At 69.5% G+C, this 23227-nt stretch carries 24 protein-coding genes and 2 tRNA genes; 14 read left to right on the top strand and 12 right to left on the bottom strand.

Translation table 11 applies throughout. The annotated features are described in order from the left end of the window. The first annotated feature begins 112 nt into the window (after nt 1-112). The 5 genes from J2Y69_RS12695 to J2Y69_RS12675 all read left to right on the top strand — a co-directional run bounded on the left by J2Y69_RS12695 (nt 113) and on the right by J2Y69_RS12675 (nt 3385). On the top strand, nt 113-1426 hold the full coding sequence (locus tag J2Y69_RS12695) for a sensor histidine kinase (RefSeq protein ID WP_310021278.1): 1314 nt from the start codon (nt 113-115) through the stop codon (nt 1424-1426). After that, nucleotides 1414-2118, top strand: a complete 705-nt coding sequence (locus tag J2Y69_RS12690; protein WP_310021276.1) for a response regulator transcription factor — start codon at nt 1414-1416, stop codon at nt 2116-2118. Before J2Y69_RS12695 ends, J2Y69_RS12690 begins: the two co-directional genes overlap by 13 nt. A gap of 206 nt (nt 2119-2324) precedes the next feature. Next, nucleotides 2325-3119: a DUF4097 family beta strand repeat-containing protein gene (locus tag J2Y69_RS12685; protein ID WP_310021274.1), complete on the top strand. Its 795-nt coding sequence runs from the start codon at nt 2325-2327 to the stop codon at nt 3117-3119. Nucleotides 3120-3171: 52 nt separating this feature from the next. Beyond that, nucleotides 3172-3245, top strand: a tRNA-Ile gene (locus tag J2Y69_RS12680). Nucleotides 3246-3312: 67 nt separating this feature from the next. Then, nucleotides 3313-3385, top strand: a tRNA-Ala gene (locus J2Y69_RS12675). 197 nt (nt 3386-3582) lie between these two features. On the opposite strand, the gene J2Y69_RS12670 is transcribed toward J2Y69_RS12675, so the two are convergent. Together J2Y69_RS12670 and J2Y69_RS12665 are read right to left on the bottom strand one after the other, a co-directional pair. After that, nucleotides 3583-4011 (bottom strand): DUF4279 domain-containing protein, encoded by a 429-nt coding sequence (locus J2Y69_RS12670; RefSeq protein ID WP_310021272.1) that lies wholly within the window; start codon nt 4009-4011, stop codon nt 3583-3585. A gap of 44 nt (nt 4012-4055) precedes the next feature. Further along, complete coding sequence (locus tag J2Y69_RS12665; protein ID WP_310021270.1) at nt 4056-5099, bottom strand: hypothetical protein; 1044 nt, start codon at nt 5097-5099, stop codon at nt 4056-4058. 240 nt (nt 5100-5339) lie between these two features. On the opposite strand from J2Y69_RS12665, the gene J2Y69_RS12660 reads away from it, so the two are divergent. From J2Y69_RS12660 to J2Y69_RS12650, 3 genes are all read left to right on the top strand, one after another. After that, on the top strand, nt 5340-6470 hold the full coding sequence (locus J2Y69_RS12660) for a hypothetical protein (protein WP_310021268.1): 1131 nt from the start codon (nt 5340-5342) through the stop codon (nt 6468-6470). A gap of 247 nt (nt 6471-6717) precedes the next feature. Beyond that, complete coding sequence (locus J2Y69_RS12655; protein ID WP_310021266.1) at nt 6718-7668, top strand: AraC family transcriptional regulator; 951 nt, start codon at nt 6718-6720, stop codon at nt 7666-7668. A gap of 153 nt (nt 7669-7821) precedes the next feature. Continuing rightward, nucleotides 7822-8382 carry a hypothetical protein gene (locus J2Y69_RS12650; protein WP_310021264.1) on the top strand — a complete coding sequence of 187 codons (561 nt, stop codon included), beginning with the start codon at nt 7822-7824 and terminating at the stop codon, nt 8380-8382. Nucleotides 8383-8456: 74 nt separating this feature from the next. Here J2Y69_RS12650 and J2Y69_RS12645 read toward each other — a convergent pair whose 3' ends face one another. Beyond that, on the bottom strand, nt 8457-9209 hold the full coding sequence (locus J2Y69_RS12645) for an SDR family oxidoreductase (protein WP_310021261.1): 753 nt from the start codon (nt 9207-9209) through the stop codon (nt 8457-8459). A 79-nt stretch (nt 9210-9288) separates the two neighbouring features. Here J2Y69_RS12645 and J2Y69_RS12640 point away from each other — a divergent pair, with 79 nt between their 5' ends. Beyond that, a complete protein-coding gene (locus tag J2Y69_RS12640) occupies nt 9289-9999 on the top strand; it encodes a TetR/AcrR family transcriptional regulator (RefSeq protein ID WP_310021260.1) in 711 nt (236 codons plus the stop codon). A gap of 51 nt (nt 10000-10050) precedes the next feature. Here the strand turns inward: J2Y69_RS12640 and J2Y69_RS12635 are convergent, their stop codons facing one another. Then, nucleotides 10051-10509, bottom strand: a complete 459-nt coding sequence (locus J2Y69_RS12635; RefSeq protein ID WP_310021258.1) for a hypothetical protein — start codon at nt 10507-10509, stop codon at nt 10051-10053. Between the two features lie 208 nt (nt 10510-10717). Between J2Y69_RS12635 and J2Y69_RS12630 the strand changes: the two genes are divergently transcribed. Then, nucleotides 10718-11149 (top strand): NUDIX hydrolase, encoded by a 432-nt coding sequence (locus tag J2Y69_RS12630; RefSeq protein WP_310021256.1) that lies wholly within the window; start codon nt 10718-10720, stop codon nt 11147-11149. Nucleotides 11150-11251: 102 nt separating this feature from the next. Here the strand turns inward: J2Y69_RS12630 and J2Y69_RS12625 are convergent, their stop codons facing one another. Then, nucleotides 11252-11734, bottom strand: a complete 483-nt coding sequence (locus J2Y69_RS12625) for an aminoacyl-tRNA deacylase (RefSeq protein WP_310021254.1) — start codon at nt 11732-11734, stop codon at nt 11252-11254. Further along, nucleotides 11731-12243, bottom strand: a complete 513-nt coding sequence (locus J2Y69_RS12620; protein ID WP_310021252.1) for a DNA helicase — start codon at nt 12241-12243, stop codon at nt 11731-11733. Before J2Y69_RS12620 ends, J2Y69_RS12625 begins: the two co-directional genes overlap by 4 nt. A gap of 108 nt (nt 12244-12351) precedes the next feature. Here J2Y69_RS12620 and J2Y69_RS12615 point away from each other — a divergent pair, with 108 nt between their 5' ends. Further along, a complete protein-coding gene (locus J2Y69_RS12615; RefSeq protein ID WP_310021249.1) occupies nt 12352-12909 on the top strand; it encodes a peptidylprolyl isomerase in 558 nt (185 codons plus the stop codon). Between the two features lie 63 nt (nt 12910-12972). Continuing rightward, nucleotides 12973-13887 (top strand): rhomboid family intramembrane serine protease, encoded by a 915-nt coding sequence (locus J2Y69_RS12610; RefSeq protein ID WP_310021246.1) that lies wholly within the window; start codon nt 12973-12975, stop codon nt 13885-13887. A gap of 313 nt (nt 13888-14200) precedes the next feature. Here J2Y69_RS12610 and J2Y69_RS12605 read toward each other — a convergent pair whose 3' ends face one another. Then, nucleotides 14201-14440 (bottom strand): cell division protein CrgA, encoded by a 240-nt coding sequence (locus J2Y69_RS12605; protein ID WP_310021244.1) that lies wholly within the window; start codon nt 14438-14440, stop codon nt 14201-14203. A gap of 55 nt (nt 14441-14495) precedes the next feature. Here J2Y69_RS12605 and J2Y69_RS12600 point away from each other — a divergent pair, with 55 nt between their 5' ends. Both J2Y69_RS12600 and J2Y69_RS12595 read left to right on the top strand, forming a co-directional pair. Continuing rightward, nucleotides 14496-15266: a class E sortase gene (locus J2Y69_RS12600; protein ID WP_310021242.1), complete on the top strand. Its 771-nt coding sequence runs from the start codon at nt 14496-14498 to the stop codon at nt 15264-15266. Then, the gene (locus J2Y69_RS12595; protein ID WP_310021241.1) at nt 15266-15436 is read left to right on the top strand and encodes a hypothetical protein; all 171 of its coding nucleotides are present in this window, start codon (nt 15266-15268) and stop codon (nt 15434-15436) included. Before J2Y69_RS12600 ends, J2Y69_RS12595 begins: the two co-directional genes overlap by 1 nt. Before the next feature lie 157 nt (nt 15437-15593). Here the strand turns inward: J2Y69_RS12595 and pknB are convergent, their stop codons facing one another. The 5 genes from pknB to J2Y69_RS12570 are packed head-to-tail and all read right to left on the bottom strand — an operon-like array spanning nt 15594 to nt 23225. Further along, nucleotides 15594-17306 carry a Stk1 family PASTA domain-containing Ser/Thr kinase gene (gene pknB / locus J2Y69_RS12590; RefSeq protein WP_310021239.1) on the bottom strand — a complete coding sequence of 571 codons (1713 nt, stop codon included), beginning with the start codon at nt 17304-17306 and terminating at the stop codon, nt 15594-15596. A gap of 36 nt (nt 17307-17342) precedes the next feature. After that, the gene (locus J2Y69_RS12585; RefSeq protein WP_310021237.1) at nt 17343-19154 is read right to left on the bottom strand and encodes a serine/threonine-protein kinase; all 1812 of its coding nucleotides are present in this window, start codon (nt 19152-19154) and stop codon (nt 17343-17345) included. After that, nucleotides 19151-20608: a peptidoglycan D,D-transpeptidase FtsI family protein gene (locus J2Y69_RS12580; protein WP_310021236.1), complete on the bottom strand. Its 1458-nt coding sequence runs from the start codon at nt 20606-20608 to the stop codon at nt 19151-19153. Before J2Y69_RS12580 ends, J2Y69_RS12585 begins: the two co-directional genes overlap by 4 nt. Then, the gene (locus tag J2Y69_RS12575; RefSeq protein ID WP_310021234.1) at nt 20605-21990 is read right to left on the bottom strand and encodes an FtsW/RodA/SpoVE family cell cycle protein; all 1386 of its coding nucleotides are present in this window, start codon (nt 21988-21990) and stop codon (nt 20605-20607) included. The genes J2Y69_RS12580 and J2Y69_RS12575 overlap by 4 nt, the downstream gene beginning before the upstream one ends. Beyond that, nucleotides 21987-23225 carry a PP2C family protein-serine/threonine phosphatase gene (locus J2Y69_RS12570; protein ID WP_310021233.1) on the bottom strand — a complete coding sequence of 413 codons (1239 nt, stop codon included), beginning with the start codon at nt 23223-23225 and terminating at the stop codon, nt 21987-21989. The genes J2Y69_RS12575 and J2Y69_RS12570 overlap by 4 nt, the downstream gene beginning before the upstream one ends. Nucleotides 23226-23227: the final 2 nt, after the last annotated feature.

The raw sequence follows: 23227 nt of genomic DNA, 5'->3' as shown, positions 1-23227 counted from the left end.
TCGGCATCATCGAGGTCCCGTGGATACTCACCCGAGGTCTTATGGATAGCCGGAACCGAAGCATCCGGATGGCTCCGTTCCGGCGCGGGGGCCATCGCCGTACCGTGGAGCCATGACCACGATTCCGTCTCCATATCCGGCCGCGGGAAGCGCGGTGCCGACGCCTCCGTCGGCACCGGCATCCGCGCCGACGACCGGCAAGCCACCGCTTCGCCTGGTGCTCACGATCCTCGAGCTCGCGGCCCTCGGCCTCGTCGGCTGGGCGATCGGCAGCAGCCTCGCTGGGACGTTCGCCGCCGGTGTGGGGCTCGTCTTCGTCTTCGGTGTCGGGCTGATCCTGCTCGTCGGGTTCGTGTATGCGCTCTTCGGTCTCGGCTGGTTCGAGATCGCCCGCCTCAACGGGCTCTACGGGTTCGATCTCCCCGCGCTGCGACTGCGGCCTCGGCAGACGCCCGGCTTCGGCGGCTGGCTCCGTGCACTCGGCCGGCAGGCGATCGACGGACGGATGTGGCGCGCCCTGGCCAACTTCGCCATCGCCTGCGTTCTCGGCAGCGTCGTCCTGCGGGCCATCGAGTGGCTCGGCTGGTCGGCCGTGACGGCCTTCGCGCCGATCTTCACCGCAGCGGACGCCGACACCGGATGGGGAACGCACTACCCGGTCGCCTGGGCACCGGTCGTCGGCGTGGTGGGGGTGGCCGCCTCGCTGATGCTGCTGTGGTGCATGGCGCTGCTGCACCGGGTGCTGTCCCGTGCGATCGTGGCGGCCCCGACGCGGGAGGCCCAGCTCACCGAGCAGGTGCGGACCACATCCGCCCAGCGCGTCGGCGCGGTCCGTGCCGCCGATGTCGAGCGCACCCGCATCGAGCGGGACCTGCACGACGGCGTCCAGCCGCGGCTGGTGTCGGTGGGGATGACCCTCGGCATGGCGCAGCAGAAGATCGACTCCGATCCCGTCGCCGCCAAGGCGCTCATCGAGGAGGCGCACACCTCCACGAAGGCGGCGATCACCGAGCTGCGTCAGCTCGCCCGCGGCATCCACGCGTCCGTCCTCGACGATCGCGGTCTGGACGCGGCCCTCTCCGCCCTCGCCGGTCGCTCGCACATCCCCGTGATCCTCGACGTCCGCATCGACGGACGGTGCAGCAGGGACGCGGAGGCCGCCGTCTACTTCTCCATCGCGGAGTCCCTGACCAATGCGGCCAAGCACTCCCGGGCCAGCGAGTGCCGGGTGGTGGTGCGCCGACGTGAGGACGGGACGCTGTGGGCCCGCGTCGAGGACAACGGCATGGGCGGGGCGCAGGTGCTCCCCGGCGGCGGCCTGGACGGGATCTCCAACCGGGTGCTCGCCGCCGGCGGCACGGTACGACTGGAGAGTCCGATCGGCGGACCGACGAGCCTGGAGGTGAGCGTGCCATGCGCATCCTGATCTGCGAGGACTCCGTGCTCCTGCGGGAGGGGCTCGTGCGCCTCCTGGAGGACGCCGGTCACGACGTGGTCGCGGCGCTCCCCGACGCGACGGCGCTGGACGAGACCGTCGACGCCGTGGCCCCGGACCTCTGCATCCTCGACGTGCGGCTCCCGCCGACGTTCGTGGACGAGGGGATCCGTGCGGCGCTCGCCCTCCGCAGGCGCATCCCTCCGCTTCCGCTCCTCGTGCTCTCGCAGTATGTGGAGGAGCGCTATGCGAGCGACCTGATCGTGGCACAGAGCGGAGGGGGTCCCGGTGGTCCCGGCCCGCTGGGCTATCTGCTGAAGGACCGCGTGGCGGACGTGGCCGACTTCATCGAGTCGGTCGAGAGGATCGCCGCCGGCGCGACCGTCCTGGATCCCGAGGTGGTGGCGCAGCTGCTCACCCGACGCAACCAGGACGACCGGATGCGCGCTCTCACCGAACGCGAGCGCACCGTCCTCTCGCTGATCGCCGAGGGGAAGTCGAACGCGGCGATCGCCGCTCTGCTCTTCCTCTCGGAGGCGAGCGTCGAGAAGCACATCACCGCGATCTTCCAGAAGCTGGGCCTCGAGCCCGACGAATCCGGCAACCGTCGCGTGCTCGCGGCGATCGCCCACATCGAGAACGTCTCCGGCACCCCGGTGCCGCCCCAGACAGGAGTGAACTGATGGACACCACACCCCTCACGCCGCCGGAGCCGGGATCCACGCCCACTCCCCCGCTCGGTCCGGTGCCGCCCGGGGTTCCGGGAGCGCCGGGAGCACCGGGCGCGCAGGCGCCTTCCGGGGTCTCAGCGTCTTCTGGACCTTCGGGACCGTCGGGTCCTTCCGGTCCTTCTGGTCGTTCGGGCTTCTCGGCGCCTGCGGAATCGCCGGTGTCGCGTGGTCGGGGCATCACGATCGCGGCGGCGATCGTCGGTGGCCTGGCGCTGCTCGGCACCGGTGGCGGGGCGGCGTTCGCGGCCACCGGCCAGTTCGTCGACGGGGCGACCGGGCACGGGACGGCCCTGGATGGGGCCGGCCTCAAGGACCTTGACCTGGAGTCGGGCGGCGCGGACGTCGAGGTGCGCTTCGGTGACGTCGACAAGGCGACGCTGGAGGTGACCGGCAGCGATCGAGGGCGCTGGGAGATGCGGCGAGACGACGACACGCTCGTCGTCCGTGGCCCCGAGCCCGCCTTCGGCTGGTGGATCAGCGGTTGGTTCCACAACGAGGTGACCGTCACGCTCACGCTTCCGACGCGCCTCGACGGAAAGCTCGACGCGGAGCTGGACGTCGCCAGCGGCTCGCTGAGCGCGCGGGGCGATTTCCGGGAGCTCGATCTCGGGCTGGGTGCGGGAAGCCTCGCGGTCGACGGCTCGGCCCAGAGCGTCAAGGCGTCGATCAACGCGGGTCGTGCCGACCTCACACTGTCCGACGTCCGCACGGCGGAGCTCAGCGCATCGGCCGGTCGTCTGGAGGCGGGTTTCTCCGGCCGGCAGCCCGACGACCTCGTGCTGGAGATGTCCGCGGGATCGATGGATGTCACCGTCCCGCGCGGCACCTACTCCGTGCAGGACCAGGTCAGCGCGGGGAGCTTCGACAATCAGCTGGAGACGGCCTCGGCCTCCAGCCACACCGTGTCCGTGACGGTCTCCGCGGGGAGCCTCTCGCTCCGGCCGGGGAGCTGACGGCCGATTTCGTGAACGCGTCGATTTCCGGTAAAGTCTTGGAGGTTGACGCGGGGCTATAGCTCAGGCGGTTAGAGCGCTTCACTGATAATGAAGAGGTCCCAGGTTCAAGTCCTGGTAGCCCCACTCCGCAACAACTGAAAACCCTCGGGATCCACCCGTGCCGGTCCGCCGGCCGCGAAGCCCGGGCCCCGGGGCCTTAGCTCAGTTGGTAGAGCGCCTGCTTTGCAAGCAGGATGTCAGGAGTTCGAATCTCCTAGGCTCCACAGTTTCCCTTCCTTCCGTCCGGACGTCTTCGTCTGGCGTTCCTTCGTTGGCGTTCGGCTGGCCCGCTTGGCGGGAGATTCCCCGCCCGGCGGGCCTCTCCGCTTCGAAACGCCAGCCAAGCGGGGAATCTCCATGCAACTGGGCGCCGATTCGGCTCACGCGCCGCGGGTCCGCGTCTCGATCGCGGTTGCTGGTGTCAGTCCTCTTCGGCCAAGTAGGTCGTGCCGTACAGGTCGCATCCGATCGCGGCAAGATCGCTGATCACGTTGGCGGGCATGGCGAAGCCGCCCTGAGAGCTGTCCGACGACCCGTGCCACCAGATGATCGTCTCGCAGGAAGGTCGGAGGTCACGAATCCTCGTCGCCTGTGGCTTCACGGAATCAAGCAGCGCTCTGAGCGAGCCGAATGCGCCGAACCCCTCAGCGACGGGCGAGTTGAGATGCCACTGCGCCTGCGGATATGTCAGGTGCTTCGCCAGGTGCGGGCGTCCGGAACGGGCAGCGTAAGTGGGATCGCCGCGTTCGTGCGTCCTCGTCGGAGGAATGCCGAGGACATCGGTGATCTGGGCCGCGGTCAGGTGATCGCTGTAGATCGAGAGAGTGGCCATGCCATCCGTGGTGATCACGATGTCAGGCTAGCGCCTGTATGAGCACCCGCGATGTGTGCGATTCAGCCCCATTGGGCGGTGACGGCGGCGGCGATGGTCCCGAAGACGGCGGGGATCAGCACGACCGCGAGGAATGCGCGACCCCACGGCGACGGGGTGAACAGCGCGGTTCGCTCGGCGCTGCGCTGCTCCCAGCCGGATCGCGTGGCGTCGTCGATGGTCATCGATCGCGACAGCACGACGTCGACGAGGACGGCGAGGTCCTCGACCCAGCGCCAGAACGCGGTGTCGGTCATCGCGAGCCGGCGGCGCGCGATGATGGAGACACGATCGCCGACGATCTCGATGTCACAGTGCGACGCGAGCCGCAGCAGCGCCTCCCGGACGTCCGGACCGAGGATCCGTCGGACATTCTCACCGTCCCGGGGATCGCAGTACACGCCGATGTGGGCGTCGAGCTCCGCATCGATCTCCTGTCTCCGCTGACTCGTCGGGGGAACGACGGGCTGGCCCCAGACATCGCCGAGTCGGGTGATCAGCGTCATGGCCGAAATTCCGGCAGGGGCATCGAAGGCGACGAAGCATGCCGTGTGCGGCATACGCGTTCGCGCGGTCATCTTCTCGTAGCCGTAGTTCGCCGTCTGGATCCCGGGCCTCGACAGGCTGTCACGGAGCGCCCGGGAGCCGCCACGGCGGAACAGCGCGGGCGGCAGCTCCGCGTCCGCCTGGTACGGCGCATATGCCATGGAGTTCGCCGCGGCGAACCGGGCGAGACGGTACCAGCTCTCCTCCTCGTCGCGCCGCGTCCTGATCTCCGCCCTGATCTGGAAGACGGCCAGAGGAATCACCATGATGGCGGCGATGAGCCACGTGAAGACGTTGGCGCTCCAGCCGCCGAAGAACAGCTGCACGGCGACCACGAACAGGGATGACAGCACGCCGAATCCCACGATCAAGACGGTCAGACGGAAGACGGTTCGGGCGGTCCGGCTCGAGCTTCCGTGCTCCCCGAGGATCTCCCGCACATGGGCCTGAGCCTCGGCGTGCGCGGCCTCGGCGTCGATCGGCCCCTGAAGGGCTGCCGTGTCGAAACGGGGGATGCTCATGGTCGCGCGGGGAGCTTCCGGTCGGGGCGGGGGCCATGGTCAGGACGAAGTCACCATACCAATCCCTCTGTGCCACCCGATGGGCTTGCCGGAACGGCGTCCATGGGATTGGCGGCAGTCCGTGCCGCGTGCGACATCATGTTGTGCCGAACCCTCGACCACCGACGTCACGGCAGCGTGCCCTCCTTCACACTACTGATGCGACGGGAGCCGCCGTCGAAGCGAGCGTGAGGGGAAACCATGGGGGAGATCGAGATCACCGAAAGCACGGACGGCATGGGGGCCGTCGACGGTGTCCAGCGGCGGGCCGTCGTGAAGGGGGCGGCCTGGTCGATCCCCGTGATTGCGATGGCCGTCGCGTCACCGATGGCATCAGCGTCCACGACGCCCGTGTGCCGCACCGTGCGCGTCGATGCTCCGCTGCCGACCGGGACGGGACGGGTCGAGCCCGCGTCACGGACGACCACCTTCACCGTTCCCGCGACGGTGACCCGCATCGACTTCGCCGTGGCCGGAGGGGCTGGTGGAGGCGGCGGGGGCACGGGGGGCTCGGGAGCCCTGGTGACAGGCGTGCTCTCGGTCGTGCCCGGCGAGGTGCTGACCCTGACGGTCGGTCAGGGAGGCTGGACCGACACCCGGCCTTCGGGCACGATCACCCGCCCCGAAGTCGCCGGCGGGCAGGGGTACGGCGACGGTGGGACCGTGGTCGAGGTGGCCCGCCTCAACGACAACGGGGTGCTGAGCTCGACCGATCAGGGCGGCTCGGGCGGTGGCGGCTCGGCGATCCTGTCCGCTGGCACTCCACTGGTCGTCGCCGGCGGGGGCGGCGGACGGAGCAGTGCGGTCTGGGAGGTGCAGGACTGGAACCTGACGACCTCCCCCGCGGGCGGGAACGGAGGGCAGCCGAACAGCGCCGTCGCGAATCGCATCGATCGAGTGGGCAACGACGCATGGCTGTCGGGCGGTCGTGGACTTGGCGGCAGCGGATCGACTCCCGGCGCCGGCGGCACCGGAAGCTCGAACATCGCCGCCGCGAACATCGCGTCGGGAGCGAACGGTGCCGGACGTGACGGGGGCAATGGACAGCTGATCGGCATCGGTGGCGGTGATGACCTCGTCAGCGGGGCGGGCTTCGTGCGGACAGCGGCGGGCGCGGGCGGCGGCGGATACGCGGGCGGAGGCGCGGGCGGGCGTGCCAGTTTCTCGAACGACGTGACCAAGGCCGTCATGGGCGGTCCCGCCGGCGGCGGGTCGAACTACGGGTCCCCGCGCGCCGTCGGCGTGAGCCACGGTCTTGCCGGCAACAACGCCGGCGCGGGCGATGTGCGCAGGCCCGGCTGGATCACCCTGTCGTACGAGATCTGCAGCTGACATCAGCTGTCGCCTGGATCGCCGCCCCGTCGGCTTCCCGCGGTCAACCCTTCACCGGACATGCGGAGGTGCGGACGCGGGGCGGCGGAATCCTGTGCGGGCGAATGCGTCCCGTGCAAGCGGCCGGGATCAACCATTCGGCTGATCTGAGAATGCCCGCGGCGATCCACGATCGATCGAGATGGCTCAGTGTCCCCAGCGAGCCCGAAGGAGAAAGACGGCTCTGACCATGCCGCATCGTGACCTCATGCCCAAAGACCCGCCTCGTGGGTGGAGCGATCTGGTCGGACATCGTCGCTACGGCTACGACTCTCAGCGCCCGGAGAGCCGCAGGGCGCTCGCGCAGTTCATCGCGGGCGCCGGCATCACCGTGGTCGAGGGCGACCTGTCGACGCTCAGCGTCAACGCCCTCCGGCTCAACACCTTTTTCGTGGCGCGCATGACCGCCGCACAGCTCCATGTGTCGTGGACGAGGGACCGCATCCCTGCACGGTCGCGGTATCTCTATCTGTTCGTCAACCAGGGCATGGTCGAGTTCCTCGGCGATGCCGAGCGTGTCGTCGCCGACGGTGGCGGTCTCTGCATCGTCCTCCCCGGCCGGGTCCCCGTCGAGTTCCGGATTCTCGGGCCCACCGAGATGATCTTCTTCACGTTCGACGAACGGGAGATCCTCCCGCTGTCACTGTCGCAGTCCAATGCGGGTTCGCTTTCCAGGTCGTCCACCGTCTTCCGGGGCGCCTATGCCTACCTGCAGGCGATCACCGCTCCGCAGAGCGAGGAGTCGGACGGGGAGTCGCTTGTGCTCCGCACCCTCACCCGTGACGTCGCGAGGGCGGTGATCGCCGAGGCGGCCGTTCGTCGCAAGGTCGACCCCCTCTTCGAGACGGCACAGCTCGTCATCGCCGAACGGGCTCTGGACAGCCGTTTCACAATCGACGACCTCGCGCGCGCGTGCGGGGTCTCGCGGCGCACGATCTATCGTGTCTACGCCGACCACTCGACCAGCCCTTCCGAGGAGCTCAGACGGAAGCGGCTCGAACGAGCACTCGATGTTCTCGAGAACAATCCCGGCACATCACTCGCGGGCGTGGCCGCGGCCAGCGGCTTCGGTTCCGTCTCCACCCTCGAGCGTGCGTTCCGCACGGTTCGTGGTGTATCCCCCCGCGTCGCCACCCGAGCCCAGACATCTGGATCGTAGGTCGGACACCCCTGTCTGGTCGATCAGTGCCGTTCGCGACAGCAGGTCGTGCCAATCCTGGGCAGCGGAGCAGGAGGACGGCGTCCCTGCGTCCAAGCTTTTTCCGGTGGGCGGGTGCCCACCGGCGAGAGCCGATCGACCAAGGGGAGGATCATGGGAGAGCTCGAAGGACGGACCGATGTCGACAGACGTGAGGGGCACCGGGCGGCGAAAGGAACGGGACGGCGTGCCGTGCTCAAGGGGGCGGCATGGTCGATTCCCGTGATCGCAGGGGTTGTGGCGGTGCCGTCGGCGTCGGCATCGGGCGGACTGCTCGCTCCGCTCACCGGGGGAGACTGGACGTCGCAGTACCCCGGCGGTGGTCAGTTCGACGTCCACGCTCCGGTCAGCACGGGCGGTTGCAGCTCGATCCAGGTGACCGTCGTCGACTACACGATCACCATGAAGAACGGGCAGAGCCTGACGGCCAGCACGAGCATGGTGAACGCCGACATGTACTTCACTCGGTCAAGTCGTCCCGGGGAGGGCCGAATCACACTCGGGGGGCAGATGCCTGCGGTGCCGCTCGCGGAGTTCGAGCAGCTTGTCGTGATCCTGAACGTCTCCGAGAACTGTGGGGGCCCGACCGGCAACATCACGTTGCGCTGGAGCGCCTTTCGCAACGACCAGGATCAGCCGGGGCAGAGCGACGGCATCTGGACCGCCATCGCCTAGGCCGAGGCACTGACGAAAGGGCGAGCGGGGGACGGAGGAATTCGAACCCTCCGTCCCCCGCCACGGCCCGTTCGTCAGCGGGTGGTGTAGCCGCCGTTCGCGAAGATGGTCTGCCCGGTGATCCACCATCCGTCGGTGGCGAGGAAGGTGATGATCGGCGCGATGTCCTCGATCTGCGTGAGCTGGTCGCCCATGGCCTGGGACTTGTGGAACGCGACGCGCTCGGGGGTCTCCTGCCCGTAGAAGAACGGGGTGTCCATGGGTCCGGGGGCGATCGCGGTGACCGAGATCCCCCGGTCGGCGAACTCCTTCGCCGCGGCTCGGGTGAAGTGCTCCACCGGGCTCTTCCCGCCCGCGTAGGTCGAGTAGCCGTCGGTGAACGCGCCGAGCAGGGAGGTGACGATCGTGATGATCCTGCCCCCGTCGGCGAGGTGGGCACCGGCCTCCTTGATGAAGAAGTACGCCGCCTTCGCGTTGATGTCGAACATCGAGTCGTACTCGCCCTCGGTGGTCTCCGCGATCGGCTTGCGGAGCACCTTCCCGACCGTGTTCACCGCCACGTCGATCGCCCCGATCCCGGCCTCCGCATCCGCGAACAGCTTCTCCACGTTCGCGGGGACCGTGAGGTCGCCGCTCAGCAGCACGGCCTTGACCCCCGCGGCCTGCACGTCTGCGAGAGTCCCCTCCGCCTCGGCTCGGCTGGACTCCGAGTTGTAGTGGATCGCGACGTTCGCTCCCGCCGCCGCTGCCTCCCGGGCGAACAGCCCGCCCAGGTTCTTACCTCCTCCTGCGATCAGAACGTTCTTGCCCTCAAGCGTCCGCACCATGGCAAACCTCCGGTTGTGTCGTCTCGTTTGTATCAGTGATATGCGATTACATATCACTGATACTGGATACTATAACAAGATGACAGACATGCCGCACGTCGATACACGGACGCGTCTGCTGGACGCCGCGGCCGACCTCATCGCCGCCGAGCCCGGTGAGGACTTCTCCTTGCGTGCGGTGTGCGACAGCGTGGGGGTCAAGATGCCCACGCTCTATCACTTCTTCGGGAGCAAGCAGGGGCTGATCGAGGCCGTCATCGAGCGTGGTTTCGACATGTATCTGGCGCAGAAGGAGTCGGCGGAGCCGAGCGGGGACCCGATCCAGGATCTCCGCTCCGGCTGGGACGCCCATGTCGCGTTCGGTCTCGCGAACCCCGGCTTCTACTCCCTGATGTACGGCAAGGTGCGACCGGGATACTCGCCCGAGGCGCAGTCCCGTCCGAGCGAGCTGCTGCGGGGGCTGACGGCCGAGGCGCACCGTCAGGGGAGGCTGGTGGTGCCGCCGGAGCAGGCGGCCGCGCACGTCCTCGTCACGAACATCGGCGTCACGCTGCGCCAGATCATCCTCGCCGCCGAGGACAGGGCGCTGTCGATCGCCGTGCGCGAGGGAGCCATCGCCGCGATCACGGGTACGGCGCCGGCCGCGGGGGACGGGATCCTCCCATCCGCCGCCGACCTTCGTGTGCGCGACCTCGTTGAGCGCGCCGCGGCGCATCCCGAGGTGCTGGGAGCGGCGGAGACCCGGCTGCTCCTGAGCTGGATCCAACGTCTCGGCGGCGACGGCGCGTAGGCCCCGGCCTCACCCCCGCCTCACGCCCCGGGGCCGGCGCGCCCGTGCGGGCTACTGCGCCGGGGCGGCGGTGCGGATGCGCTCGGCGAGGAAGGCCAGATCCACGTCGCCGAGGGCGGTGACGGCGTAGCGGGTGGGCCAGAGGTCGCCGTCGTCGAGCTGCGCCGCCCACTCGAACTCGACCGTCGCGTAGCGCACCTTGAACTTGGCCTTCGGCTTGAAGAACAGGACGATCTTGCCGTTCCCGTCCGCATAGGCGGGCATGCCGTAGTAGGTGCGGGGGAGGAGGTGCGGAGCGTTCTCCGAGACGAGGCGGTGCACCGCCTCGGCGAGCACGCGGTCCGCCTCCGTCATCTCGGCGATCTTCGCCAGCACCTCCGCCTCGCCCTCGCGGCGGACGGCCTCCGGGTCCGCCTTCGTGCGCGACCTGGCCGCACGGTTCTCGGTGACGGCGTCCTTGACCGCGGCGCGCTCCTCGGCGCTCAGCCCGTTCCCCGAATCCTTCGTCATGGTCGTCCTCCTGTGTCCGCGCCGCGGCGGAAACCCCGGCGATACGCCCAGCCTAGGAACCGGGCCCGCTCGAGGCTTCTTCAGAACTGATCGATCGACGGAGACAGCGACGTAGATGGCGACAGAGACGGCGACGGTGACGAGGCAGCGGCGCTCGCGGCATGCGCTCGGCAGAACGCGCACGGCCCGAGGTCGGTAGGGTGATCGCGTGGACATGCGCGTCGCCGCCTATGCGGTCATCACCGGCGATGACGGTCGCGTGCTGCTGGCACGCTGGACGGAGGGGCGGCGGGCGTCGTGGACGATGCCGGGCGGGGGACTGGAGTCCGGCGAGGACCCCGAGGACGCCGTACGTCGTGAGGTGCGCGAGGAGACGGGGTACAAGGTCGTCGTCGACGAGCTCCTCGGGATCCACTCGCGGGTGATCCCGGCCGGACAGCGCGTGACGCAGGGTGCGACGACACCACTGCACACCCTGCGGATCGTCTATCGCGCCCACATCGTCGGCGGACGGCTCCGCTTCGAGAAGAACGGCTCGACCGACATGGCGGGATGGTTCGACCTGGACGCCGTCGGCGGGCTGCAGCGCGTGAAGCTGGTCGACATCGCCCTCGGGATGGCCGGCATCGACCGGGCCTGAGTGGCGACCGGACCGCACCGCCGAGCCAAACTGCGCGGCCGCGCTGCCGCGCTGCCGCGCTGATACGCCGCGCCCGCGGGCCCGTGTCTCAGGGCCGGACGGTCATTCGGGCTCGGAGATGTCCGCGACCGTGGCGTCGTAGGCCGCGATGAGCGCGTCCGCCTCGACGAAGAGGCTGTAGCCGTGGGCGCCGGCACCCATCGCGATCCGCTGGCCGCGGATCGACTCGTCGGCGAAGACGGGCCAGTCGCCCGTGCTCCCGATCGGGACGATCGTGCCCCGTTCGTATCCGGTGGCGGCGAGGGCGACCTCGGCCTCCGGGAGCTTCAGGCGGTTCACGCCGACGACGGCACGGAGCTTGGGCCAGGAGATCTTGCGGCCTCCGGGGACGAGCGCGAACAGGAACGTGTCGTCCGACCTCTTCACGACGAGCGTCTTGACGATCCCGGAAGGCAGGATCCCCAGGACCGCCGCCGCCTCGTCGAGGCTTCGCGCGACCGGCCGCTCGCGGATCTCGATCTCCAGGCCGCGCGCTGCTGCCGCGTCCCGCACCCTGGAGTGCGGGACGCGTGCGTCGTCGGTCACGCCGCGGGGGTGCTCAGCGGGTCGTCGGCGACCCACAGCTCGTCGTCGGCGCGGAGCGTCTGCCAGGCGGCGAAGAGCACGCCGACCGCTGCGCCGATGCCGAGCACGACCGCGATCACGGTGCCGATGCCGCGGCTCTTCTTCTCGGGCGCCGGGGCGACCAGTTGCACGGTGCTCGCACGACCGTGCGATCCGCTGCGCTTGGCGTTCGCGATGTCCCAGGCGGTCAGCGCGGTGCCGATGGCTCCGCCCACCGCCGGGACGACGCGGTCGTCGACGAGGTGCTTGGAGAACTTGACGCCGCGGTCGACGGCCGGGACGACGCGGTGCGCGTAGACGTCCTGGACGGTCGGCACGACCTGCTCACGGCTGAAGTTGCCGAGCTGGCGGCTGGCTTCGCGAGCGACGTTGGCCGCCTCGCCGACCAGCACCTGCTGCGCCTCCCACAACTTGTTCGCATCGCCTTGCAGACGGTGCAGTTCCTTCTTGCGCTTACGGCTCAGGCCCACGGTGCCCTCCCAATCGACAGGGGTTCGGATTCACCATCTTGCCAGACTGCGCGCGAGAAACCGTGGAGTTCCCCGAGAACTCATCGGAAGCTCTGCGAGAATGGACCCATGCCTCACGCCACTCATGTCGCTACGTTCCACACCAATCACGGGGACATCGTCGTCAGCCTGTTCGGCGACCACGCTCCGCGCACCGTGAAGAACTTCATCGGTCTCGCCGATGGAACGGGCGAGTGGACCGATCCCGCCACCGGCAAGCCCGGTGAGGGCGCGCTCTACCAGGACGTCATCTTCCACCGGATCATCCCGAACTTCATGATCCAGGGCGGCGACCCGCTCGGCCAGGGCGTCGGCGGTCCCGGCTACACCTTCAACGACGAGATCCACGGCGAGCTCGACTTCAATGCCCCGTACAAGCTGGCCATGGCCAACGCCGGCCTCCGCCGCAACCCCGCCACCGGCGAGGTCGAGGGCACCAACGGGTCGCAGTTCTTCATCACCACGGACCCGACGCCATGGCTCCAGGGCAAGCACACCATCTTCGGCGAGGTCGCCGACGAGGAGTCGCAGAAGGTCGTCGCCGCGATCGCGGCCGTGCCGACCGCTGCGGGCGATCGTCCGATCGAGCCCGTCGTCCTGCAGTCGATCGACATCGTCGCGTCCTGACATGCCGATGAGCTCCCGTCCGCGCGCCGGGGCGTCGACCCCGGCGGACGGCGGGGTGCGCCGATGACCACGCCCGAGTTCTCCGCGAACCGCGACAACTACTGCTACCGGCATCCGGATCGGCAGAGCTTCGTGCTGTGCCAGCGGTGCCTGCGCACGATCTGCCCCGAGTGCCAGACGCAGGCACCGGTGGGCGTGATCTGCCCGGAGTGTCTCCGGGATCAGCGCAAGGCCGAGTCGCCCGCGCAGCGCAAGGCGCGGAGGAGCTGGGGTCGCGGGCCGATGGGTGCGGTGACCGACGGCCGGCCGGTCATGACCTACGGGATCATGCTCGTGACGTCGATCGTCAGCCTGATCCAGATGATCCCCGGCGTCGGCGATGCGATCACCGATCAGCTGTACTTCGCCGCGATGTACCTGTATCCGCAGTTCAGCGTCGCGCCGTTCGAACCGTGGCGGCTGCTCACCGCGGCGCTCGTGCACGGCGGGTTCCTCCATCTGGCGTTGAACATGCTCGCGCTGTGGATGATCGGCCGGAGCCTCGAGCCGGTGCTGGGGCGATGGCGGTTCCTCACGCTCTATGTGCTCAGCGCCCTGGGCGGCTCGGTCGCCGTCGCGGTGATCGCCCCCGGCACAGCCACCGTCGGTGCTTCCGGTGCGGTGTTCGGGCTCATGACGGCGCTCTTCGTGGTCGGCCGCCATCTGGGGGCGAACGTCACCGGAATCCTGGTGGTCCTGGGCCTCAACCTGGTGATCGGCTTCCTGCCCCAGATCTTCGGGGGACAGTCGATCATCGCGTGGCAGGCCCACGTGGGCGGTGCGCTCGTCGGCGCTCTCATCGGCTTCATCTACACCCGGACGCGACGCCCGAACCAGCGTGGCTGGCAGATCGCGCTGCTCGTGGCCGTCGCGGTCGTCCTGCTGGCGGTGGTGGCCGTGGTACCGCCGATGCTCCTTCTCGCTGGAGCCGTGGGCTGACGCACGACGTCGATCTGTCGGCCAGAGTCAATGAGGTCGGTCCGTTTCTCGCGAACGGGCCGACCTCATTGCATCGGTCCGACGATGTTGCCACCGAGACCGCTGAGACAGACGTGTCAGCGGGACCGAGGCGACCGTGCGGAAAAGTTATCCACAGGTGTTATCCACATGGGGAGAATTACACCCATGTAATTCGATGCCTCTCCGATCGGCTACGGAGCCGATCGGAGCCGCAGATGCGCGGAAGAGGAGCAGGAGACGAGAAACGCCCCCGCGGGATGGCGGGGGCGTTCGTCGGTCGGAAGGGGCGTCGTCAGCGCCACTGGGTGGTCATCAGGAAGCCGATCATGGCGATGCCCAGGCCGATGAGGAGGTTCCAGGCGTCGAGACCGGGGATCGGGAAGGCCTGTCCGCTGATGTAGTAGACGAGGATCCAGATGAGGCCGAGGAGCATGAAGCCCACCATGACCGGCTTGAACCACGCCGCATTGGGCGCCGCCTCACCCTCGACCTTGTCGATGGCGGGTTCTTCGCTCTTGCCGGATCGTGCCATGCGTTCCAGTGTACCGGGCGGGCCGATGTTCATCAGAGATGGGTAGGATCGCGGCATGACCCCCACCGTCGACGTGCCGCGTCGCGCCCGGCGCCGGCGCCCGCGGGTCACCGTGACCGGCGTGATCGGTGAGCTCCTGCTGACCGCCGGTGTCCTGGTCCTCCTGTTCGTCGCCTGGCAGATGTGGGTCGGCGACTGGATCATGGCCGCGGAGGGCGACGCGGAGGGGAGCCAGATCAGTCAGGAGTGGGCGCAGGAGCCGCCTCCCGCCCCTCCGGCCCTGCAGGACCCCGCCACTCCCGACGCCGCCCCGCAGTACGAGCCGCCGCTCATGACCGCTCCCGGGGACGGCGAGTATTTCGCGCAGATGATCATCCCGCGCTTCGGAGCCGACTACAACCGCATCCTCGCCGGCGGCGTGACCCGACCGGTTACCCTCGACAACGGCTGGATCGGGGTCTATCCGCAGTCGGCGATGCCCGGACAGGTCGGCAATTTCTCGGTCGCGGGTCACCGGACCACATGGGGCAAGCCGCTCAACCAGATCGACCAGCTGCGACTGAACGATCCGATCGTGGTCGAGACGCGCGAGGGATGGTATGTCTACCGCTTCCGGACGCTGGAGTACGTCACGCCGGACCGGGTCTCGGTGCTCGAGCCCGTCCCCGAGGCGCCGGGACTGCAGACCGGCGAGCGGTACATCACGCTGACCGCCTGCTCGCCGCTGTACTCGCTCGCCGAGCGGATCATCGCGTACGGCGTGTTCGATCGCTTCCAGCCGCGTGCCGACGGCGCACCGGTGGAGCTCACCGAAGGGGGGCTGTGATGTACGGCGCATTCTGGCGGATCCTGCCCGGCCCGTGGTGGGTGCGGCTGCTTATCGTGCTCGTGCTGCTGACGGCGGTGCTCTACGGCCTGTTCTTCTACGTCTTCCCGTGGCTGAGCCCGATCATCGCCCCCGGTGATGTGACGATCGAGTCCCCGACCCCTTCCTAGCCCGCCAGCTGGCCTGCCCGGCCCCGCCCGCCCCGCCCGGCCCGCGCCCTCCCAACCCGCGAGACTGCAACTGCGCCACGAGACTGCAGGAAAATCGCGCAGTCTCGTGAGGCAGTTGCAGTCTCGCGGTGAGAGAGGGGAGTCGGGAGAGGGCGGGTCAGGAACCGGAGCAGTAGCTCAGGTCGATGGTCGAGAGGACCGGGACGTCGCCCGGCGCGACCGACATGGTGCTGACGAGCTTCTGCTCCGAGCCCTTGCAGGCCGGGTTCGCCACCGGGTTGCCGGTGAGTCCGAGCTCCTTCAGCGCCTCGACGGCCGCGTCCACCGGCCAGCCGGTGAGGTCCTTGAGGGTCACGACCCCGCTGGCGACCACGAGGTTCACCACCGTGCCGGGCAGGACCTCGGCATCGGCGTCCGCGCTCGCCTCGAGCACCGTCCCGCGCTGAGCCTGTGGATCGTTGCGCTGGAGGACGGAGCCCACGGTGAGTCCCGCCTTCTGCAGTGCGTCCTTCGCCGCAGCCTCGCCGAGCCCGAGGAGGGTCGGGACCTTCGACATCGCCGCACCGGTCGAGACGTAGAGCGTCACGGTGTGGCCGACCTCGAGGGTTGCTCCGGTGTCCGGGTCGCTGCGGATCACGTTGCCCTCGGCGACCTCGGCATTGGCCTCGTTGATCCGGGCCGCGGTGAGGCCCAGCTCGCCGAGCGCGGCCTCCGCCCGCTCGAACGTCATGCCGGACAGGTTGGGCACGTCACGCGAGTTGGAGGGGAGCTCCTGGGATGGGCGCATGGCCACGACCCAGATGAGGACGGATGCGAGCAGGACTGCCAGAAGGGCGACGCCCGCCCAGATCCAGGCCACCGGGGGACCGGACTGCGTGCGCGTCATGGTCGTGTCGGAGCTGAGCTGACGCAGGGTCCGCGCCGTCTCGGCGGCGTGCCGCGGACTCGGACCGTACAGCTCGCTGGTCAGAGCGCCCAGCTGCTTCTTCGTGGGCGCGACGCCGGTCGCGGTCTCCTCCAGCGCCTTCCGGAAGGCGGCGGCGTCGGGGAACCGCTGGAACGGGTCCTTGGCCATCGCGCGGAGGACGACGGGGTCCAGTGCGCGCAGCGCGTCGGCGTCCTCCGTCCGGTCCGTCGCCTCGCTCGGCGGCACCGGGGTCTCGCTCACGTGCTGATAGGCCACGGCGACGGGCGAGTCGCCGCGGAAGGGCTGGCGTCCCGCGAGCATCTCGTACAGCATCACGCCGGCGGAGTAGATGTCGGTGCGGGCGTCGACCTGCTCGCCCTTGGCCTGCTCGGGGGAGAAGTACGCGGCCGTGCCGATGATCTGCGTCGTCTCGGCCACTGTCGACGAGGAGTCGGAGATCGCGCGGGCGATCCCGAAGTCCATCACCTTCACGGCGCCGGTGCGGGTGATCATGACGTTGCCCGGCTTGATGTCGCGGTGGACGACCCCGGCGCGATGCGAGTACTCGAGCGCCTCCAGCACGCCGTCGGCGTAGCGGACGGCATCCGCCACGGGGACGGGGCCGCGGGCGATGTGGTCCTTGAGGAGCTCGCCCTCGACGAGCTCCATCACGATGAACGGGACCGGCTCGGCGGGGCTGCCTCCGGCCTCGGCGGACGGGTCCTCGCCGGCGTCGAACACGCGCACGATCGAGGGGTGCGCCATGCGCGACGCCGCCTGCGCCTCCATCCGGAACCGCGTGCGGAAGGCGGTGTCCCTGGCGAGGTCGCGATCCAGGATCTTGATCGCGACCTCGCGCCCCAGGGTCATGTCGTACCCCCGGTAGACCTTGGCCATTCCACCCCGGCCGATGGGTTCATCGACCCGATAGCGCTCCGAGATCACGCGCGACTGCGTGGACAACGAAGGACCCCCCTGAACGTCGACGATCGAAAAATGCTACTTGCGGTTGGTGCCGCCGGCGCCGTTGCCGGCACCCGTGCCGGTCCCGTTGCCGTTGCCGTTGCCGTTGGTGTTGCCCGAGGGCTCGGGCGTCGGCGCGCCGGCGATCGACTCCATCAGCTGCGGCGACGATCCGGTCGGTCGGTCGCCGCACATGGCCGTGTAGCTCGCGGTGACGTGCTGGCCGGGGAGGTTGGCGACCGTGATGGAGTCGCTGGTCTGACCCGCCCCGTACGTCTTGGTCTGAGTGCCGTCGCCGAACGAGGCGCCGCTGATGACCACCGTGTAGCCGCTGACGTTCCCGGTGCCGCTGGGGCAGACGTACGCCGCCCAGCTCAGGGTGGCGGTCTGGCCGGCCACGGCGGGCTGGTCCAGGCTCGGGGCGTTCGTGGGCGCTCCCACCGCGGTGCGGTCGCCGTGGATCGTCAGGGCGAGGATCGTGCCCTTCTGCACGGTTCCCGTGGGCTGGACGCTGTAGACCTTGCCCACCTGGTCGTCGCTGGGTGCGGCGTCCCCGGTGGTGCAGCTGGCGTCGAGGTTCGCGGCCTTCGCCTTGGCGGTCGCCTCGTCACAGGTCAGGCCGACGAGGCCGAGCGCGTTGACGTCCACACGGTCGGACACCGGCGGTGCCGACGGAGTGGTCGGGGTCTTGGACGGCGTCGACTTGGGCGTCGCCGAGGGCGAGCTCGACGTCGGTGCGGGCGCCGGCGTCTGGTTCTGGTTCATCAGAGCGAAGACGGTGCCGCCGAGGACGATCGCCAGCAGCGCGATCAGAGCGATCAGCGGCCACGTCCAGGGGCTGCGCTTCTTCTTCTCTTTCTGCTCCCCCGCGTCGTCCCCGGTGGGGATCTGGGCGGTGGTGGGAAGGATCCGCGTGGCGCCCTCCGTGCCGGTCGCGCCCATCAGCTGGGTCAGGGCGTCGTCCGCACCCGCGCCGGCGGCGGCGACGCCTGCCGCGATGGCGGGCACGGCGATCGCGGCGGAGTTCAGGTCGCCGCGGCGCAGGGCCTGTGCCGCGCGGGCGACGGTCGCCGCCGAGGTCGGCCGGTCGGCCGGCTTCTTGGCGATCATCGCCATCACGAGGTTCTGCACCGGCACGGGCACCGTCGGGGCGAGCGGCGGCGGCTGCTCGTTGATCTGCGCCATGGCGATGGCCACCTGCGACTCGCCCGTGAAGGGACGCTTGCCGGCGAGGCTCTCGTAGGCGACGATCCCGAGCGAGTAGATGTCGGTGGCGGGGGACGCCGGATGCCCCGAGGCCTGCTCCGGCGAGAGGTACTGCACCGTTCCCATGACCTGCCCGGTGGCGGTCAGCGGGACCTGGTCGGCGATGCGCGCGATGCCGAAGTCGGTGATCTTCACACGGCCGTCCGGCGTGATCAGCAGGTTCCCCGGCTTGATGTCGCGGTGGACGAGACCGGCGGCGTGCGCAGCCTGCAGCGCCGACGCCGTCTGCGCGACGATGTCGAGCGTCTTGTCGGCGCTCAGAGAGCCCTCGCGCTCGAGGATGGTCGACAGGGCCTCGCCGGGCACGAGCTCCATGACGAGATAGGCGGAGCCGTTCTCCTCGCCGTAGTCGAAGACGCTGGCGATGCCCTCGTGGTTGACGAGGGCGGCGTGCCGGGCCTCGGCGCGGAAGCGCTCCAGGAAGCCCGGATCCCCCATGTACTCGTCCTTGAGGATCTTGATCGCGACCGTCCGTCCGATGACGTGATCGGTCGCCTCCCACACCTCGCCCATGCCGCCGATCGCAATCCGCGACTGCAGCTCGTAGCGACCACCGAACGACACTCCCTGCGTCGGCCTCATCTGTTCAGCACCGCCTCTATGACCTTCTTCGCAATCGGTGACGCGATCTCGTCACCGGATCCGGATTGACCCTTGCCACCGCCGTCTTCGACGACGACCGCTACGGCGATCTCCGGGTTCTCCACCGGCGCGAAGCCGGTGAACCACAGTGTGTAGGGCCTGGTGTCGCCGTTCTCCGCCGTACCGGTCTTCCCGGCCACGTTGACCCCGTCTATTCTTGCACCCTGCGCCGCGCCATTCTGGACCCCAGCCATGAGCACCTGGCTGATGGCGCTCGCGTCCTCGGCGCTCATCGCCCGGCCGAACTCGGTGTTGTCGTAGGCCTTGACCACGGACAGGTCGTCTCCCAGGATGCTGTCGACCATCCGCGGGTTCATCACGACGCCGCCGTTCGCGACGCCCGCCGACACCATCGCCATCTGCAGGGGAGTGGCCCGGACATCGCCCTGGCCGAAGCCGGTCAGCGCGGTCTGGTCGGGGCTGAGGTTGGACGGGTAGGTCGAGGGGGTGGACTCGAGTGGCGTGGCGAAGCTCTTGTCGAAGCCGAACTTCTCGGCCGTCTGCTTGATCGCGTCGTCGCCGAGCTCCGCGGCGAGCTCCGCCATCGGGATGTTGCAGCTGAGCCGCAGGGCCTCGGCGAGCGTGACCGTGTCGCCCGCGCCGCACGCGCCGCCCCAGGCGTTGTGCACGGCGGTCGTTGTCCCGGGCAGCGTGTAGGCCGCGGGATTCGGGAACGTGGACTGGAGCGTGTACTTGCCGGACTGGAGCGCCGCGGCGACCGTGACGATCTTGAACGTGGATCCGGGAGGGTTGAGGTCGCCGGCGAGACCGCGATTGAACAGCGGCTTGCCGGGGTCGTTCTCCAGCGCGTCGTAGGCGGCCTGGGCGGCATCGGCGTCGTGTACGGCGAGGCTGTTCGTGTCATACCCGGGCGTGGAGACCATCGCGAGGATCCGCCCGGTCTTCGGCTCGACGGCCACGATCGCGCCCTGGTATCCCTGCAGGGCGTCGTAGGCGGCGCGCTGCACGGCCGGATCCAGGCTCAGCACGACGTTCGCGCCGCGCTGGGGCTGGCCGGAGAGGATCCGCTCGACCGTGGCGAAGAACTGCGTGCCCCCGGTGCCGGAGAGCTCGCTGTTCATGGCCCGCTCGATGCCCGTCGCGCTGCCGAGCGCGGGGTTGTAGTAGCCGGTGACGGGGCCCCAGAGCGCGGGGTCCGCGTAGACGCGCTGGAAGGAGTACTTGTCGGCGGCGGGGACGGAGGAGGCGATCTGCGTGCCGCCGACGAGGATCGATCCGCGCTGGATCTCGTAGCTGTCCAGCAGGGTCCGGGTGTTCCTGTCGTTCTGCGCGAGCTCATCGACCTGGACCACCTGGATCCAGCTCGTCGCCACGAACAGGGACAGGAACATCAGCAGCACGACCGCGCTGATGCGGCGCAGTTCCTTGGTCATCCGATCACCACCCGGGGTTGACGGCGCACGCCGTCGGAGATCCGCAGCAGCAGTGCCACGATGAGCCAGTTGGCCACGAGGGAGGAGCCGCCCGCCGCGAGGAATGGCGTGGTCAGCCCGGTCAGCGGGATCACGCGCGTGACGCCGCCGACCATGATGAACACCTGCAGGGCGATCGTGAACGACAGGCCGGTCGCGAGGAGCTTGCCGAAGTCGTCCTGCCCGGCGAGGCCGATCCGAAGGCCCCGGCTCACGAACACCATGTAGAGGCACAGGATCGCGAACAGCCCGATCAGGCCCAGCTCCTCGCCGAGGCTCGGGATGATGTAGTCGCTCTCGGCGAGCGGGGTCAGCTGGGGTCGCCCCTGCCCGAGGCCGGTGCCGAGGAGCCCGCCGTGCGCGAGGCCGAAGATGCCCTGCACGAGCTGGAAGCTGCCGCCGTCGGCGTCGATCAGCGCGGGATCGAACGCGTCCAGCCAGTTGTGGAAGCGGCCCTGCACGTAGCTGAGGATCTGGGTGGCGACGGCGACGCCGGCCGCGACCATCGCCAGTCCGATCAGCACCCAGCTCGTCTTGCCGGTCGCGACGTAGAGCATGACGATGAACATGCCGAAGATCAGCATGCCGGTGCCGAGGTCGCGCTGAGAAACGATGATCGCGAGCGAGATGAGCCAGACCACGATCACGGGGCCGAGCTCGCGCATGCGCGGCCAGGTCATCCCGAGGAACCGCTTGCCGACGGACGACAGGCTCTCCCTGGTCCGCACGAGGTAGCCGGCGAAGAAGACCGCCAGGAGGATCTTCGCCAGCTCGCCCGGCTGGAACGAGAAGAGGCCGCCGATCGAGACCCACACGTCCGCGTTCGAGCCGGTCGCCCCAAGGCCCGGGACGAACGGGAGGAGGAGGAGCACGATGCCGGCGAGGCCCGAGAGGTAGGTGAACCGGTACAGCACGCGGTAGTTGCGCAGCAGGATGATGAGCGCGATCGCGCCGGCCAGCGAGATCGCGGTCCACACCAGCTGCTTCGTGGAGAACGCCGCCCAGCCGGTGAGCTTCTCGGCGATGTCGAGGCGGTAGATCATCGCGATGCCGAGGCCGGTGAGCAGGGTCGCGATCGGGAGCACGAACGGGTCGGCGTCCGAGGCGACGAAGCGCAGCACGATGTGCAGCGCCAGGGCGAGGACGGCCAGACCGCCGCCGATGAACAGGATCATCGGGTCGATCTGTCCGAGGGCGCCGAGCTGCACGAGGGTGATCGCCGCGCCCGAGACGAGGGCGGCGAACAGCAGCAGCCACAGCTCGCGGTTGCGCTGGGTCTGCGGTCCGCGGATCCGGCGCAGCGCGCGCAGGACGCTGGTGTCGGCGGAGACGTCGGCGGTCATGGGCGCCCCTTCGCGGATTCGCGCAGTCGTTCGACGATCTGCTGGGCGTCCTCCAGGGAGCCGGCCGTCAGGGTGGTCTCCACCCGGGAGCGGTCGAAGCTGGGCAGGTCGCGGAGGCGGATCCCGGTGTCCTCGTACACGCTGGAGAGGGAGAGCGGGCCGATGTCCTGCTGGATGCCGCGGAAGATCACCACGGAGTCGGAGTCGGAGCCGACGAAGAAGCGGGTCTGCGTCCAGGCGTAGGCGCCGAACAGGCCTGCGGCGAGCAGCACGATGACGGCGATGAGGCCGGCGAACCAGCCGACCCGCCGGCGGCGGGAGCGCCGCCGGTCCTCCTCGATGAGCTCTTCGAGGTACGCGGCGGCCGGCTCGAAGTGGGTGGGCTCGTTCGCGGCCTGGCGCACCGGGTGCAGCCAGCTGGGTCGGGCGGGGCGCGCGGCGGGGACGACGACGCCCTGCGGGTTGGAGGCGGATCCGACGATCGTCGGCGTTCCCGACATCAGCGGGTGCTGCCCGCCGACGTCGACGATCACGATCGTGACGTTGTCCGGCGCCCCGCCGTCCAGGGCCTGCTTCAGCAGGCTGTCGGCGGTGCGCCCCGGTGCCATTCCCAGGCGCAGCACCTTCGTCATGTGGAGCTCGTCGACGACGCCCGAGAGGCCGTCGGAGCAGAGCAGCCAGCGGTCGCCGGGCTGGGTCGGCATGACGAACATGTCGAGCTCGGGGTCCGCGTCCATGTCGCTGAGGACGCGCATGAGCACCGAGCGCCGTGGGTGGTAGCGGGCCTCCTCGGGCGTGATGCGCCCGGAGTCGACGAGCCGCTGCACGAACGTGTGGTCCGCGGTGATCTGGGTGAGCGCGCCGTCGCGGTAGAGATAGATGCGCGAGTCGCCGATGTGGCCGATGACCGCGTAGTCGTCGACCATGATGATCGCGCTGAGGGTCGTCCCCAGTCCCGCGAGCTCCGGACGGTCCTTCGCGGCGCGGATGAGGTCGCCGGCGGCCGTCGTCGCGGCGGCCTGGAGGGATGCGGCCGCGTCGTCGGTGGAGGGGAAGGCCTGGTCCAGGCCCTCGATCCGGTGGATCGCGATGCTCGACGCGACGTCCCCGCCCGCATGCCCGCCCATTCCGTCGGCGACGACGAACAGGTTCGCCCCGGCGTAGCCGGAGTCCTGGTTGTTGGAGCGGACCTTCCCGGTGTGGGAGATCGCGGCGCTCGAGCCCTCGAAGACCATGT

It is taken from the genome of Microbacterium resistens (assembly GCF_031456305.1).
GTDB lineage: Bacteria > Actinomycetota > Actinomycetes > Actinomycetales > Microbacteriaceae > Microbacterium > Microbacterium resistens_A.
Note: the sequence above shows the minus strand (reverse complement) of the source record. Positions and strands in the feature narration are given on the sequence as shown.